The 14,756-nt window shown below is 59.7% G+C and carries 12 protein-coding genes; 9 read left to right on the plus strand and 3 right to left on the minus strand.

Going from position 1 to position 14,756, the window contains the following annotated elements; all coding sequences use genetic code 11:
• Positions 1–7: 7 nt before the first annotated feature.
• Positions 8–1,873 carry a biosynthetic-type acetolactate synthase large subunit gene (gene ilvB, locus H1204_RS36180; protein WP_180733514.1) on the minus strand — a complete coding sequence of 622 codons (1,866 nt, stop codon included), beginning with the start codon at positions 1,871–1,873 and terminating at the stop codon, positions 8–10.
• Between the two features lie 553 nt (positions 1,874–2,426).
• On the opposite strand from ilvB, the gene H1204_RS36185 reads away from it, so the two are divergent.
• Positions 2,427–3,422 (plus strand): GlxA family transcriptional regulator, encoded by a 996-nt coding sequence (locus tag H1204_RS36185; RefSeq protein WP_180733515.1) that lies wholly within the window; start codon positions 2,427–2,429, stop codon positions 3,420–3,422.
• Between the two features lie 150 nt (positions 3,423–3,572).
• Positions 3,573–4,112 (plus strand): G/U mismatch-specific DNA glycosylase, encoded by a 540-nt coding sequence (gene mug, locus H1204_RS36190; RefSeq protein WP_180733516.1) that lies wholly within the window; start codon positions 3,573–3,575, stop codon positions 4,110–4,112.
• A 27-nt stretch (positions 4,113–4,139) separates the two neighbouring features.
• On the opposite strand, the gene H1204_RS36195 is transcribed toward mug, so the two are convergent.
• Positions 4,140–5,099 (minus strand): LysR family transcriptional regulator, encoded by a 960-nt coding sequence (locus tag H1204_RS36195; protein ID WP_180733517.1) that lies wholly within the window; start codon positions 5,097–5,099, stop codon positions 4,140–4,142.
• Positions 5,100–5,268: 169 nt separating this feature from the next.
• On the opposite strand from H1204_RS36195, the gene H1204_RS36200 reads away from it, so the two are divergent.
• The gene (locus H1204_RS36200; RefSeq protein WP_180733518.1) at positions 5,269–5,460 is read left to right on the plus strand and encodes a DUF2964 family protein; all 192 of its coding nucleotides are present in this window, start codon (positions 5,269–5,271) and stop codon (positions 5,458–5,460) included.
• Positions 5,461–5,499: 39 nt separating this feature from the next.
• Here H1204_RS36200 and H1204_RS36205 read toward each other — a convergent pair whose 3' ends face one another.
• Positions 5,500–5,700, minus strand: coding sequence for a copper chaperone (locus H1204_RS36205; RefSeq protein WP_180733519.1), 201 nt, complete (start codon positions 5,698–5,700; stop codon positions 5,500–5,502).
• Between the two features lie 567 nt (positions 5,701–6,267).
• On the opposite strand from H1204_RS36205, the gene H1204_RS36210 reads away from it, so the two are divergent.
• The 6 genes from H1204_RS36210 to H1204_RS36235 all read left to right on the plus strand — a co-directional run bounded on the left by H1204_RS36210 (position 6,268) and on the right by H1204_RS36235 (position 14,754).
• The gene (locus tag H1204_RS36210; RefSeq protein WP_180733520.1) at positions 6,268–7,893 is read left to right on the plus strand and encodes an MFS transporter; all 1,626 of its coding nucleotides are present in this window, start codon (positions 6,268–6,270) and stop codon (positions 7,891–7,893) included.
• Positions 7,894–7,905: 12 nt separating this feature from the next.
• Positions 7,906–8,982: an HlyD family secretion protein gene (locus tag H1204_RS36215; RefSeq protein ID WP_180733521.1), complete on the plus strand. Its 1,077-nt coding sequence runs from the start codon at positions 7,906–7,908 to the stop codon at positions 8,980–8,982.
• The gene (locus tag H1204_RS36220; protein ID WP_180733522.1) at positions 8,979–10,517 is read left to right on the plus strand and encodes an efflux transporter outer membrane subunit; all 1,539 of its coding nucleotides are present in this window, start codon (positions 8,979–8,981) and stop codon (positions 10,515–10,517) included. Before H1204_RS36215 ends, H1204_RS36220 begins: the two co-directional genes overlap by 4 nt.
• An 88-nt stretch (positions 10,518–10,605) precedes the next feature.
• The gene (locus tag H1204_RS36225; RefSeq protein ID WP_180735161.1) at positions 10,606–10,872 is read left to right on the plus strand and encodes a hypothetical protein; all 267 of its coding nucleotides are present in this window, start codon (positions 10,606–10,608) and stop codon (positions 10,870–10,872) included.
• A 189-nt stretch (positions 10,873–11,061) separates the two neighbouring features.
• Positions 11,062–12,780: a tetratricopeptide repeat protein gene (locus tag H1204_RS36230; protein ID WP_180733523.1), complete on the plus strand. Its 1,719-nt coding sequence runs from the start codon at positions 11,062–11,064 to the stop codon at positions 12,778–12,780.
• 210 nt (positions 12,781–12,990) lie between these two features.
• Positions 12,991–14,754 (plus strand): FAD-dependent oxidoreductase, encoded by a 1,764-nt coding sequence (locus H1204_RS36235; protein ID WP_243468831.1) that lies wholly within the window; start codon positions 12,991–12,993, stop codon positions 14,752–14,754.
• Positions 14,755–14,756: the final 2 nt, after the last annotated feature.

Raw genomic sequence — 14,756 nt, forward strand, 5'->3', positions numbered from 1 at the left:
CACGCTGCTAGAACATATCCGCAACCTGCTGACGGCCGGCACCTTCCCCACCCGCTTTCTGACGATTCCGCGAAGGGATAAACGGCCCGGTGATCATATTCGAGTAGCTCTGGCCCGGCCCCACCATCGGATAGACATCGGCATTCTGGTCGATCATTACCTCGAGGAACGCAGGTCCGTCGAAATCGAGGAATGCCTTGAGCTTCGCGTCGAGTTCGCTGATCGCGTCGACGCGACAGGCAAAACCAAACCCGTCGGCCTGTGCCGCCATCACGAAGTCCTTGCGGTGAAGCGTCTTGTCGCTGACGCATAAGCGGCCTTCGTAATACAGATGCTGCCACTGCCGGATCATTCCATCGCCGAGATTGTTGAGCAGCAGAACTTTGACTGGCACACCGTAGGTGCTTGCCGTCTCGAGTTCGCCCACGTTCATGCGGATACTGCCGTCGCCGTCGATGTCGATCACGAGTGCATCCGGTTGCGCGAACTGCGCGCCGATCGCTGCGGGCAGGCCGAACCCCATCGTCCCCATGCTCCCCGACGTCAGGAAGTTTCGCGGCTCGACGAAATCGAAGAACTGCGCAGCCCACATCTGATGCTGGCCAACACCTGTGCTGATGATCGCGCGCCCGCCCGTGATTTCGCTGAGCCGCTCGATGACGTACTGAGGCTGAATCGTCGGACTATGCCTGTCGTAGTTCATGCCGTAGACGCGTTTGAGGTCCCGCACGTGTTCGAGCCAGTCAGAGGGCGCTTGCACATCACGACCGTCACCCATCAGCGAGAGAAGCGCGTCCTTCGCGTCGCCGATATGAGTCCAGTGCGCCCGCTTGACCTTGCCAATCTCAGCCTCGTCGATGTCGATATGCGCGACGTACCGTGCGCGGGGCGCAAATGCTTCGGGCCGGCCACCCGCGACCCGATCATCGAACCGGGCGCCGACCGCGATCAGAAAATCGCAATCTTCGACCGCGTAATTCGCGCACGCGGCGCCGTGCATGCCCAACATGCCCAGCGACAACTCGTGCTTCACTGGTATCGCGCCGAGTCCCATCAGCGTCGTCACAATGGGGACTTTGTAGCGTTCGGAAAACTGGCGCAATTCCGCCGTCGCACCCGCTGCGATCACGCCGCCGCCGACATACAACAGCGGCCGCTTGCTCTGCGCGAGGAGTTCGAAGAATTCATTGCGCTTGTCCTCGCCGAGATCAGCGCCCTTTGCCACCATTCGAAGACGGTCCGAGTAGCCTCGAAACTGCAGTGACCCATGCCCCTGGTACGTCCCCACCCAGTTCTGGATATCCTTGGGCACATCGACGACAACGGGACCAGGACGACCTGTGCGCGCAATTTCAAATGCTGTCCGCAGTGTCTGCTCCAGTTTCGTCGGATCGGTAACCAGAAAAACCTGCTTCGCACACGCCGACATGATGTTGAATACAGGCGCTTTCTGAAAGGCATCAGTGCCGATCACAGCACGCGGCACCTGTCCGCATATGAGGACGACGGGCACCGAGTCGCCGTTGCAGTCGGCGATCGGCGTCACGGCGTTCGTCGCCCCTGGACCCGACGTGACCATGAATACGCCGACTTTTCCGCTTGCACGCGCGTACCCCGCAGCCATGAACCCTGCCGCCTGTTCATTGGCCGGGACAACGAGCTTGATCTGACGCTCGGGATTCTTCTCGTGCAGTTCGTTGAAGCGAAAGACTGCGTCGTACGTCGGCAGGATCGCGCCGCCGCTGTATCCGAACACGGTATCGACGCCCTGTTCGCTGAGCACGCGCAGGATGATGTCGGCGCCCGACATCGGCTCGCCGGCGTTTTCTGCTTTCTGGAAGACTTGTGAAGCGACGTTTGGGTTTCGGGTCATGGTTGTCTCGAATGGAACGGGCGCTGATCGCTTCAGCGACCCAATTCAAAGGCCAATCTCCCTTCCAACTCGAGAACAGCGTATGTTCAGCACCAGCTTGCGGACCATCGACCTGACGGGTTCTCCGTGCATAGCCGATTCATCCAGCACTTTTGTGATGTGCGACCGGAAGAATTGCGAGGGGTTTCGCTTTCATTCTGACAAGCATTGCGCGCGAGCGTTTGCCCAACAGGCACATTGACGGGCCAAACTGAGACCGTTTTCGGCCATCGCTTTCGCCAGCTTTCTGGTGCACTATTCAAGCGAATGACAGCATGAAATTAAGGAAAGCTGATTCCGCAGTGACTGACAAAAATAGCAAACCAGCCTGCAAACCTGGCATTCCGGAAAAAATACATTTGAGATTTTCTAATCACGACACAGTGACGGTGAATTCTTACGATAAGCTAATCGACTGCACGTTACCGGCCTTCATGACATTGCGTGATGCGTTGTAGTGGAGCGTACAACACGGTTAGCCGTGGGCGTGCTTACAGTCAATGAAGGTCACGAAATGAAAGTCGCCGTTGTCATATTTGATGGTGTGCAAGCCCTGGACGTCGCAGGCCCGCTGGACGTGTTCGCCGAAGCCAACACGTTTCTTCCCGAGCATCAGCGATATCAGGTCTCTTTCGTAGGATTCGAAGCGGGCATGGTGACGGCATCCAATGGGATGCAACTCGCCGTGCCCTTCGGCTACGCGGATTTCGACACGCAATGCGACCTGCTGTTGATAGCGGGAGGACCGCAGTTGCCGGACTTTCGTCCGCCTGCCCCGTTTCTCGACTGGTTGAAGCGTCAGGCAAACGGCGCCACCCGGTATGGCTCTGTTTGCAATGGTGCATTCCTGCTCGCACATGCAGGGCTGCTCGATAGCCGCGACGTGACGACCCATTGGGCCGACGCTAGTCGCCTCGCGGACGATTTTCCTCAAACGTGCGTGCAGCCCGACAGGATTTTCATTCGCGACGGCCGCCTGTTCACTTCAGCGGGCGTTACCGCGGGCATTGATCTGTGCCTGTCGCTAGTGGCCGAAGACTGGGGGCATGAGCTAGCCGTGCGCGTCGCGAAGCGGCTGGTCGTTTATATCCAGCGTGAAGGCGGGCAGTCGCAGTACAGCCCTTACGTCGGCGTGCGCAAGGATGATGATCCCATCATCGGCAAGGTGCAGCGTTACGTGATGGACCACATTACGGACGTGCTCTCGATCGAGCAACTCGCAAGCGCTGTTTCCGTCAGCCGACGCACCTTCTCGCGGCTGTTCGCCAAATATGCAAAGGTGACGCCGTCGGCATTTGTCGAACAGGTCCGCGTGGATACGGCGAGAAAGCTGCTCGAAGAAACGGATGCACCGCTCAAGACCATCGCATTCAAGTGCGGCTTCCACAGCGCCACGCATATGCGTACAACGTTCGCCCGCCGGCTCAACGTGACGCCGAAACAGTATCGTCAGCGATTTCGTGGTGAAGTGGGTGAACACTCGCTGGAGTTAGACGCCGTCGCCGAGTGAACCGCGTGCATCGGCTCATGTTTGAATTGAAACCTGTTGTTCTGGTGCTTCTTCAGGCTCGCGGGCTGCGGCACACTCCTGTGGGTCTTACCCGACACGTGTCTCACACGTGCGGTCTAGCGAATCTTCATTGAAAGGCCCGCAATCTCCATGGCTCACCCTGACTCGCTTCAAGCTCTTCCGGATATTCTCGATACGGGCTTATCGGTCGTGTTTTGCGGGATCAATCCAGGGCTAAGCGCGGCATCGACAGGTCACCACTTCGAGGGCCGTGGAAATCGCTTCTGGCGAGTTCTTCATCTGGCGGGCTTTACGCACGACCAGCTACGCCCCGAAGACGACCGTTCGCTGCTGCAATACGAGTGCGGCCTGACGACGGCAGTGTCACGCCCGACAGCGCGGGCGGAGCAGTTGTCCCGCTGGGAAATCAAGGCGGCCGCGCCTGAATTCGAGCGAAAAATCACACAGTACGCGCCGCGCTATGTTGCCTTCCTTGGCAAGATGGCGGTTTCCGAATTGATCGGCAAACGCGATGTCGATTGGGGGCTGCAGTCAGTCAGATTCGGCGGCGCACGCGTCTGGGTGTTGCCTAATCCCAGTGGCCTGAACCGCGCGTTCAGTCTGGATGCGCTGGTTTGCGCGTATCGGGAACTTCGTCTCGCAGTAGATTCAGTGCATTGCGCACCTTGAATCCTCTCGCACGGGATGAACTACGCTTTACCGTTCAGCGAGATCTGCGATCGCACTGCCAACCCTCACCGTCTTCGGCGCATCGACGAATTGAAGGTGCACGTTTCTGCGTAACGTTTCAGTCACGAATTCGACGAAAGAACGAATCTTCATGCTCGTGCCTTTTCGCTCGACGTGCAGCAGATTCACGGGGATCGACTCCGGCTCGAACGCTGCCAGAATTCGTTGCAGACTTCCACTGAGCACTTCGGGCGCGGCCTGGTAAGAGAGCAGTTGCGTTATCCCCACGCGGTCTACAGCCGCCATGACAGCCGCGGGCGCCAGATCGACGATCATTCGCGGGCGAACCCGAACGGGCAACCTCGAACCATTCTCGTAAAACAGCCATTCGAGCGGATGCGTGACTCCCGTAAAGGACACGCAGTGATGGTCACTCAGTTGTCTGGGATGAACGGGCTCCCCGAGCGCGTCGAGATACGCCGGTGCTGCGTAGGTCCGGCGGCTCACGGAGCCCAATGGCACGGCGAACACCGAAGAATCGCCAAGATGACCGATACGAATCGCGATATCCACCCCTTCTTCGATCAGCCGCGTCGTACGGTCGACATAGACGACATTCACGCTGACGTCCGGATAGATATTCGCGTACGCATTGATGAGCGGGGCGATGAACCGTTGGCCAAATAGCACTGGCGCAGAGACGGTCAGCGTGCCCGCAGGCTTGCTTTGCTCAGCGGCGATATTCGATTCTGCGTCAGCGATGGTATCGAGTACTCTGCGGCATGCTTCGAGGTAGAACATTCCCGCGTCTGTGGGACGGATCGACCGTGTGGTCCGCGCAATGAGCTGCGCGCCGACTCGTGTTTCCAGCGAATTCAGCGCCCTTGAAACCGTGGGAGCCGACATGCCAAGCTTCTCTGACGCGCCGGTAAAGCTGCCTCGATCAACGATGGCAACGAACACCTCCATCTCTCGAAATTTGTCCATCGTCATTCCCGACTTCAGTTCTCGAGGTGATTGTAGGTGCGATTCTCCGCATCACGTTCAGCCTGGCGCAATTCGCGCACTGAATGGCCCATAACCTGGTACATGCGCGCTTCAAGAGACCGGGTTCATCTCCGACAATGGATCTGGTCGCCTAACATTGGGAGCGGTAATGATTCGGTTGAAGCTCAGATCGACTCTGTTGAAGATCGGTGTGTTTGTCGCAGTGAGCGGCCCGCTTGCAGCATTCAAGGGACTGCTCCCCGGTCATGAAGAGATAGCCCGCTATGTAGTGGCGGCCGTCGCCATCGTGATAGCGGGTTTCATCGTGTTGCTCACGTCGACCCGTGGTGATGGCAAGTGATTGCTATGGCCGGTTGCAAAACGCACCGGCCACGTCGGCCTACGCTTCAAGAATGGCCGCGTTGTAGTCTTCGTCCTGGAAAGCAACGAAGAACTCTTCAGGCATCAGCCAGGAATCCACGCTCACCGTATTTGCATCGACATTGACGTCGACTTGCGCATCCGCATCGACGCTTTTCATCGCACGCTGGATTCTGGAGATATCGTCAGACTGAATTGCTTCTTTAACTGAGAATTTCATTTTCGCTCACCCATCAATAACGGTTAATCACTTGCAGACTGTCGAATTTATTCGACTTGATTTGATTCTATCCGGCACCTGCATTTCCGTCGATGCACGTAAAACAACTATGTGTTTCAGATTCGAAATGGTTCACGCAGCGTGCATTTTATGAATTACTGCAAATGCAGCCACCTCAGCCCCGAGACCTTGAACGTGGGCGAACAGTGGCGCTTCGCGACTAACCTTATGACGATAGGCGTAAATTGATCGTATGGAAAAAGTCAATTTCCATCTGATCGTCAAAAAATCCTGACAGAACGCATATGGCCAGATTTCAAAATCAAATGGCCTAAAACGTTACATACGACGGCTTTTAGAAACCCTACTCAACTCCTAGAATTAGTCAGGTCATCGTGCGGTGAATACACCGCGGCAGTTCCAGGTGAATTAACCACGTAAATGATCAAGAGGTCATCGCAGCGCTTTTTTTCCCTGGAACACCTGAGGTCTCCGTCAGCGTCCATCGTCTGAAGGTCTATCCCAGATGCGATGCGTTGTTGAGGACTATTTGCCGAGCGCACCCCTATGACGAGTGTCAATCCCTCGACGACTGAAACGGCCGGCCCGGTTGTTGCGTCGTCTCCTGCCCCGTTGCCTGCAGCGCAAGCGCCGATGCCAGCGCCTCAGGCACCCGCGCAAGCGGAGATGTCGCTGCGTCTGGCCATTGGTCTGAGTGGAATGCTGCTCGCGTCGCTGCTGGCAATCGTCAACGAACAGGTCACTGCACTTGCCATGACCGACGTGCGTGGCGCGCTCTCCATCGGGTATGACGACGGGAGCTGGCTGACCGTTCTGTTCGAAGCCGCGAACGTGTCCACGATGATCTTTGCACCGTGGTTCGGTATCACCTTCACCTTGAAGCGATTCACGATAGGTGCGGTGGTGGCCTCGATGTTGTTTGCCTTCCTTTGTCCGTTTTCGCCGAACCTGTCCACGTTTTACGTGCTGCGTGTGCTCCAGGGAGTCGCTGGGGGCTGTCTGCCGCCCATGCTGATCATCGTGGCGTTGCGCTATCTGCCACCCAAAATCAAGTTGTATGGCCTTGCGGGATACGCGCTCACCGCAACCTTTGGGCCTACGATCGGCACGCCGCTCGCCGCGTTGTGGACGGAGTATGTCAGCTGGAAGATGGCGTTCTGGCAGACCGTGCCGTTCGGGCTGCTGAGCTGTGTGGCGATCCAGTACGGCCTGCCACAAGATGCTGTCAAGCTCGAAAGGTTCCGGTCGTTCAACTGGGTGGGATTGCTCACGGGTGGTCCGGGCGTTGCCATGCTCGTCATGGGCCTGTTACAGGGCGATCGGCTCGACTGGCTGAATTCGACGCTTATCTGCGTGATGCTATTCGGAGGAACGCTTCTTTTCATCGCGTTTCTCGTCAACGAGTGGTATCAACCCGTTCCGTTTTTCAAGCTGCAGTTGCTATACCGCAGAAACTTCTCGCATGGACTGTCGACACTCGTAGGCGCCGTGATGTTGCTGGTCGGTGTCGCTGTGATTCCCGCCCAGTTCCTTGCGATGGTGCACACGTACAGGCCGCTTCAAACGTCACCGCTGGCGTTGCTGGTTGCCATTCCGCTGCTGATTACGCTTCCTCTGACAGCCGCGCTGCTGAACCTGCGCCGGATCGATTCGCGGTGGATCATGGCGTTGGGACTCTCGCTGGTCGCCACCACGTGCATTCTCGGCAGCTTCATGACTTCCGAGTGGGTTCGCGAGAACTTTTACTGGCTCCAGTCATTGCAGATCGTGGCGCAGCCGATGGTGATCGTCGCCATCCTGATGGGTGTGACAACGGGCTTGCCTCCGACGGAAGGCCCGTTCGCTTCCGCCATGTTCAACTCGCTCAAGGCATTCACCGGCGTGGCGGCAACGGCGCTGATCGAAGGCCTGGGCACGTCCCGCGAGCATTTTCATTCGAGCATGCTGGTCGACCAACTGGGCAATAACGCGTTGATCGCCAGTCAAAGTGTCGACGCCGCTCATGGTCTCGGTGAACTCGCGCATCGGATTCACGAGCAGGCCGTGGTGCTCACTTCCGCCGACCTCTATCGCGTGATGGCGGTGATCGCCGTTGCCGTTCTGCTTCTCGTACCTGTGCTGCCGGTGCGCATCTATCCACCGTGGTGCACGACACCGCCGTCCAATCGCTAACCATTGATTCATATGTCATTCCTCACCCGCTTTCCCCCCAAACTGATTCGCATCGCGGCGGTCGTGGTCGTGCTGGGCGTCGTTGCCTGGGGTTGTACGAAGCTGCTTGCCAATCCCGACTACGAATCCACCAACGACGCGTACGTCGCCGCGGATTTCACGCTGGTCGCGCCGCGTATCGCCGGACAGGTTTCAGAGGTACTCGTCGAGGACAACCAGCAGTTGAAGGCTGGGCAATTGATGGTGCGAATCGATGATCGCGACTTCCAGGCTGCGTTGCTGACTGCGAAGGCCGACGTGGCGGCCGCGAAAGCATCCGTCGCGAACTACGAGGCCGAGATCGCGCGTCAACCTTCGCTCGTCGATCAGGCGCGCGCCACGCTGCGTTCCGACGAAGCGTCGATCGATTTCGCACGCGCGAATGCAGCGCGCTACCAGAACCTGTCGGAGTCCGGCGCGGGCACGATGCAGGAGCATCAACACGCATCGAGCGCGCTCGCCGAGCAACTCGCGCAACAGGCGCATGACCGTGCTGCGCTTGCCGCGACCGAACAGAATCTCGACGTGCTGCGCACGCAGCGCGACAAGGCCGCCGGTGCGTTGGCACATGCTGAGGCCGTGCTGGAGCAGGCCAGCCTCAACCTGTCTTACACGGAGATTCACGCGCCCGTCGACGGCAAGGTGGGCAGGCGTTCGGTGCGGGTCGGCGCGTTCGTCACACCCGGCGCGCCGCTGCTCGCGATCGTGCCGCTTTCCGACGCCTATGTGGTCGCGAACTTCCAGGAAAACCAGATCACCAACATGCGGCCGGGCGAGCGTGTACGTATCAAGGTCGACAGCTTTCCGGGCGTTGTCATCCAGGGGCATATCGACAGTCTGGCTCCTGCTACCGGCGTGAGCTTTGCGCCGATCGCGCCCGACAACGCGACGGGCAACTTCACGAAGATCGTGCAGCGCGTCCCCGTCAAGATAACCATCGATCCGGGCCAGCAGGCGGCATCCGCATTGAGCGTGGGGCTTTCCGTAGAGGCGGAAGTCGCGGTTCGCAAGCGTGGCGACGCGACGATCGCGGGGGCAGACAACAAATGAACGCGCGCGCGATTTCCATTCGTACGCCCGCGTTGGCAGGTTTGCTTTGCTTTGCACTGAGCGGCTGTCTGGTGGGCCCCAATTTCGAACGTCCGACATCGGCCACGCCCGACGTCTTCAATCGTACGCAGAACGCACAGGCGCCGAGCAAGGCGACGGAATCCGAGTTCAACCCGGACTGGTGGCTGCTGTTCAACGATCCCACGCTGAACGCGCTCGAACAGAAACTGGCCGATGCAAACCTCGACGTGGCAGCGGCCTCTGCCCGTCTGCGGCAAAGCCGGGCCGAGCAGCGCGTTGCCGGCGCCGCGGAATATCCGACACTCACGGGCGCCGCTTCGTACAACCGCGAGCGCGGCAGCGAGAACGGCATTCTTTCGTTGCTCGGCGTCTCGCCGACGGAAACCCAGACGCAATCGGCTTCGGGAAACACACCGCTTGGCGTCGCGCCGTTGCCGGGCAGCAAAGGTTCGCCGGCTTACAACCTGTATCAGTTCGGTTTTGACGCGTCATGGGAAGTCGACATCTGGGGCAGGGTTCGACGCAGCGTAGAAGCCGCGTCTGCATTGACGGATGCCTCATACGAAGAGCGAAGCGCGGTGTTGTTGTCTGCGCGTGCCGAGCTCGCGCGCGACTACATTCAACTGCGCGACACGCAGGCGCTGCTTCAGATCGCTCATCAGAATCTCGAGATTGCCCGCGACGCCACGAAGCTCACGCAAACGCGTGTACGTGAAGGCGTGACGACCGATCTCGACGTAGCCAACGCGGCCGCACAGGTGGCGACGATCGAAAGTCTGATTCCGACGCTCGAATCGCGCAGCGAAACGACGATCAATGCGATCGGCGTGTTGTTGGCCGAAGAACCCGGCGCGCTGCGACAGATGCTCGTCGAGACACGTGACGTTCCAGGGCTTCCGGATCAGGTACCGATCGGATTTCCGTCCGAGCTGGTGCAGCGCAGGCCCGACATCCGCAAAGCGGAGGCGCAGTTGCACGCGGCGACGGCAGCTATCGGTATGGCGAAAGCCGACTTTTATCCGCGCATCTCGCTGAATGGCAGCGCCGGATTCCAGAGTCTTCAACTCTCGAATCTCGCTGATTGGGCGTCGGGTCAGTTTGTCGTCGGACCGTCGATCACGCTTCCGATTTTCGAAGGCGGACGCCTCAAGGGAACACTGCAGTTGCGCGAGGCCCAACAGCAGGAGGCGGCCATCATCTACAAACATACCGTGCTTCAGGCCTGGCGCGAGGTGGATGATGCGCTGATCGTGTACGACGCTGAACAGCGAAGGCACGATCGACTCGAAGAAGTCGTGAGTCTGAATCTGCGGGCGCTTTCTATCGCGCGTCAGCGCTATAAGGCCGGCGCCGTCGATTTTCTCGACGTGCTCAATGTGCAGCGGCAATTGCTCGACGCCCAGAGCAATCTCGAGACAAGCAAGGCCGACGCCGCCGCCAACCTCATTACGTTATGCAAGGTACTCGGTGGCGGATGGGAGTCGTCGTACGCGCAAAAGGATGTGCGCCATTGAAGCGGCGACGACGACGCGCGCCGCCTTGTCCGCTTATTCGTATTTTTACGCGCCGTGGACACGCTTCTGCAGGTAGTCCTTGGAGAGCATGATGAAATTATTCGTTCGCACCTTAGTCATCGCAACGGCCCTCGCCGTCCCCGCGTTGTCACAGGCTCAGGAAAGCAGTCCTCCCGTTCAGTCGCAGCAGCCGAGCAATGCATCGGAATCGGGCTACGGCGGCAGCGTGACCGGAAAGGAACAGGCCGGGTCGCAGAAAAAGGCCGAAGGCTTTTGGCATCGTGGTGGCGGCTACGCGTCGGGTGACAACTGTACGGGACCCGTCAGCTACTGCAGCATCTTTTTCGGCAGCTAGGTGCAAGATTGATTGCTGGGTGAGTCCTCGGTAGAGGATGCAGTACCCGAAGACTTCGCGCGGGGTCAGCCAGCGAGCCCGACGCGTCCAGGCTCATCAGCGATAATGCACGGCATCTGGTCAACTGGAATCTGACCCGGCCATCCCGACCGCCAAGCGTCGATAAATGTGCCGGCGACCCTGCCGCGTATGAGCAAAACAGCAATTCAGCAGCGCCGCATCGACGCGATGCTTCGCGAAGCCGTGGCCATGCAGCAAAACGGTGCGCAGCCCGAAGCCGAGGAGATCTATCGCGAGATTCTTGCCCTGCGCCCCATGCACTTTGACGCGATCCAGCTGCTCGGCGCCCTGTCGTTACAGGCTGGACGCATCGACGAAGGCGTCGGGTTATTGCAGAAGGCTGTGTCGATCAACGGCAAGCAGGCACCGTTGCACTCGAATCTCGCCTACGCCTATAACGCGCAGCGCCGCTTCAGCGAGGGCCTGGCCAGCGCGAACCGCGCGCTGGCGCTGCAACCCGGCTTCCCCGATGCGCTGAACAATCGCGGCAATGCGCTGGCGGGACTCGACCGGCCGGCGGAAGCGCTGGCGAGCTTCGACAAGGCGCTCGCCTTGCAGCCCGAACTTGCACAGGCATGGAACAACCGCGCCTGCGTGTTGCGCGACCTCGACCGTCCCGCCGACGCGCTCGCGAGCTGCGATCAGGCCATCGCACTGCACGCCCGTTATGCCGATGCATGGAGCAATCGCGCGAACGCACTGAGCGACATGAACCGTCCGCAGGACGCGCAAGCGAGCTATCAGCGCGCGCTCGAACTCGCCCCGGCATTCGTCGATGCATGGAACAATCTCGGCCTGACGCTCGTCGATATGAAGCTGCACGACGAAGCGCTGCAGTCCTACGAGCGAGCGCTCGCGCTGAACGCCGATTGGGCGGAGGCGCATTGGAACTACGCGTTGTGTCTGCTGCAAATGGGTCGGCTCGAACAGGGCTGGCGCGAATACGAATGGCGCTGGCAGCGCCATCGCATCCAGGCATCTCGGCGGAGCTTTGCACAGCCGCTATGGCTCGGCGAATTTCCGCTCGAAGGCAAAACCATTCTGCTGCACGCGGAGCAAGGCTTGGGCGACACGCTGCAGTTCTGCCGCTATGCGCCGCTCGTCGCTGCGATGGGCGCACGAGTCATCCTCGAAGTACCGAAGGAACTCATGCGGCTTCTCGCGACGCTTGGCGGCGTCGCTGAACTGGTCGAGCAGGGTCAACCGTTGCCAGCCTTTGATTGCCACGCGCCATTGCTTAGCTTGCCGCTCGCGTTTGGGACGGACCTCGCCAGTATTCCGGCCGGGACGCCCTATGTCTTTGCGAACAACGCTGAGGCGCAGCGCTGGGCGCAGCGGCTCGCTGGCGATGGTGCGCCCGCGCTGAAGGTAGGGCTCGTATGGGCGGGCGGAAATCGTCCGCATGTCGCCGAGTTGAGGAAGACCGATGCGCGGCGCTCGGTGACGCTCGAAACGCTAAGGCCCATCCTCGATGTGCAGCATGTGCGCTTTTACAGCCTGCAGAAAGGTCCCGCCGCGCAGCAGTTGCGCGAAAAACAGGCGTTGAGCGAGCGGATCATCGACTACACCGATGAACTCGATAACTTCGCGGACACCGCTGCGTTAGTGGAGAACCTCGATCTCGTCATCACGGTCGATACCGCCGTTGCGCACCTCGCAGGGTCAATGAACAAGCCCGTGTGGATCATGAACCGCTTCGATACATGCTGGCGATGGCTGCTCGATCGCACAGATAGTCCGTGGTATCCGGGCGTCCGGTTGTTCAGGCAACCTGCGCTCGGTGACTGGGATAGTGTGGTGAAGGAGGTGCGTGATGCGCTTAGCGCGGAGAGTTCTTTGGTGGTTTGAAGGGGCGGGGTGGGATGTCATTTGACGCTGTGGGGCTTTGGTGGTCGGATGAGGGAGCGCAGGCAGCGACGAACCAGTGCGCGATTTGCGTCATGTTGACGGCCAACCTATCTTGAATCACAGGGCGGCATTTGACCCGTGGGTTTTCCAAAAGGCCAGGGGCGTGGCTCTCCACCGGCCGGTTCCAACGCGCGTAGTCAGAGGTTCACGATGAACACCGACGCAGCTTCGCCACCAGGCGGTCCGGAAAACCAGACACCAATCGCCACGAACGGCGCCGATCGTTCTGCCGCGATAGATGCGCAGACCCCAGATAGCACCCCGCGCTGGCATCAAATATTTCCGGTACTGAATGACGCCGAGATTGATCGGATAAGTCGTTTTGGTGAGGCCCACAGCTACGCAGCCGGCGAATTCCTTTATCGCGTGGGTGGCATAAGCCCCGGCATGTTCGTCCTGCTGTCGGGCACGATTCGATACACGGCGCGCGACGGACTGGGCCATCGACGATTGCTGCGCTCTCAGGCAAAACGGGGCGAATTCACCTCAGACGTTGGCATGCTTTCAGGCAAGCCCGGGCTTGTCGATGCCGAGGTTATCGAAGATGTCGTGGCACTCGTGATATCGCCCGAAAAGCTGCGTGCCCTGATGATCGGCGAGGCGGAACTCGGTGAAAGGATCATGCGCGCGCTGATCCTGCGGCGCGTCGCCGCGATCGAGCGAGGGCAAGGGGCGGTGCTCGTTGGCCCGCCCGACAACGAACGGCTCCTCGCGCTGCAACATTTCCTGCAACGCAATGCTTACCCGCATATGACGCTTGACGAGAGCGGTGCCGAAGCCATCGCGTTGCTAGAGCGCATGACGCCCGGGCGCGATGACATGCCGCTCGTTGTCTGTCCGGATGGCACCGTGTTGCGCAATCCGGACGACGGGCAGCTTGCCTCGTGCCTGGGACTCGTGCCGGAATTCGATCCCACGCACGTCTATGACGTCGCGATCGTCGGCGCCGGGCCCGCTGGCCTGGCGGCAGCCGTCTATGCGGCATCCGAAGGCTTGTCAGTGGCAGTCTTCGATTGCCGGGCACCGGGCGGCCAGGCAGGCACGAGTACCCGCATCGAAAACTATTTGGGCTTTCCGACGGGCATTTCGGGGCAGGCGCTAGCCGGCAGGGCATTTAACCAGGCACAGAAATTCGGCGCTCACATCGCGATTCCCGTCGAGGTGAAAGGCTTACATTGCAGCGCATACCCGCTCGAGGTGGAGCTCGCCGGTTCGCGGCGCGTTGCGGCACGAACGGTAGTCGTCGCGAGTGGCGCGGAATATCGGCGTCCGGCAGTGAGCGGGCTTGCGCGCTTCGAAGGTCACGGCGTCTACTACTGGGCGACGTCGATCGAGGCACGGCTTTGCCGCAGCGAAACCGTGCTGCTCGTCGGTGGCGGGAATTCAGCAGGACAGGCCATTGTGTTTCTTGCATCGCATGCTGCGCATGTTCATGTACTCGTCAGGGGCCAGGATCTCGAACAAAGCATGTCGCGCTATCTGATCGAGCGAATCGCCTCGTTGCCGAACGTGACGATCCATATGGGTTCTGAAATAACGGCCCTCGAAGGTGACGAACGACTGGAGTCCGTCCACTACCGGCGACGCGATGAGGGTACAGAAAGTCTGAAGACGCATCACCTGTTCCTTTTTATCGGTGCCGACCCAAACACGGACTGGCTGCGCACGTGCGGCGTGTCGCTGGATCAGAGAGGATTCGTGTTGACCGATACCGACCTGGGAACACGAGCAAGCGGGCCCACGCTCCCGCTGCATACGAGTGTCGACGGCGTGTTTGCAATTGGCGATGTTCGATCGGGTTCCACCAAGCGCGTTGCAGGGGCCGTTGGCGAAGGGGCAGCCGTGGTTGTGCAAATTCACCGATTTTTAGCCATGAAGCGCGCCGAAACACCCGCGCCTTCCATGCATGGATAAGC

It is taken from the genome of Paraburkholderia sp. PGU19 (genome assembly GCF_013426915.1).
In the GTDB taxonomy this organism is placed as follows: Bacteria; Pseudomonadota; Gammaproteobacteria; order Burkholderiales; family Burkholderiaceae; genus Paraburkholderia.

What these genes read in the sequence shown, in the direction of transcription:
- H1204_RS36225 (WP_180735161.1), top strand. Translation starts at nt 10,606, where the DNA reads ATGATGAAATTATTCGTTCGCACCTTAGTCATCGCAACGGCCCTCGCC.
- H1204_RS36185 (WP_180733515.1), top strand. Translation starts at nt 2,427, where the DNA reads ATGAAAGTCGCCGTTGTCATATTTGATGGTGTGCAAGCCCTGGACGTC.
- H1204_RS36235 (WP_243468831.1), top strand. Translation starts at nt 12,991, where the DNA reads ATGAACACCGACGCAGCTTCGCCACCAGGCGGTCCGGAAAACCAGACA.
- H1204_RS36200 (WP_180733518.1), top strand. Translation starts at nt 5,269, where the DNA reads ATGATTCGGTTGAAGCTCAGATCGACTCTGTTGAAGATCGGTGTGTTT.
- ilvB (WP_180733514.1), bottom strand. Translation starts at nt 1,873, where the DNA reads ATGACCCGAAACCCAAACGTCGCTTCACAAGTCTTCCAGAAAGCAGAA.
- H1204_RS36215 (WP_180733521.1), top strand. Translation starts at nt 7,906, where the DNA reads ATGTCATTCCTCACCCGCTTTCCCCCCAAACTGATTCGCATCGCGGCG.
- H1204_RS36195 (WP_180733517.1), bottom strand. Translation starts at nt 5,099, where the DNA reads ATGGACAAATTTCGAGAGATGGAGGTGTTCGTTGCCATCGTTGATCGA.
- H1204_RS36205 (WP_180733519.1), bottom strand. Translation starts at nt 5,700, where the DNA reads ATGAAATTCTCAGTTAAAGAAGCAATTCAGTCTGACGATATCTCCAGA.
- H1204_RS36220 (WP_180733522.1), top strand. Translation starts at nt 8,979, where the DNA reads ATGAACGCGCGCGCGATTTCCATTCGTACGCCCGCGTTGGCAGGTTTG.
- H1204_RS36210 (WP_180733520.1), top strand. Translation starts at nt 6,268, where the DNA reads ATGACGAGTGTCAATCCCTCGACGACTGAAACGGCCGGCCCGGTTGTT.
- mug (WP_180733516.1), top strand. Translation starts at nt 3,573, where the DNA reads ATGGCTCACCCTGACTCGCTTCAAGCTCTTCCGGATATTCTCGATACG.
- H1204_RS36230 (WP_180733523.1), top strand. Translation starts at nt 11,062, where the DNA reads ATGAGCAAAACAGCAATTCAGCAGCGCCGCATCGACGCGATGCTTCGC.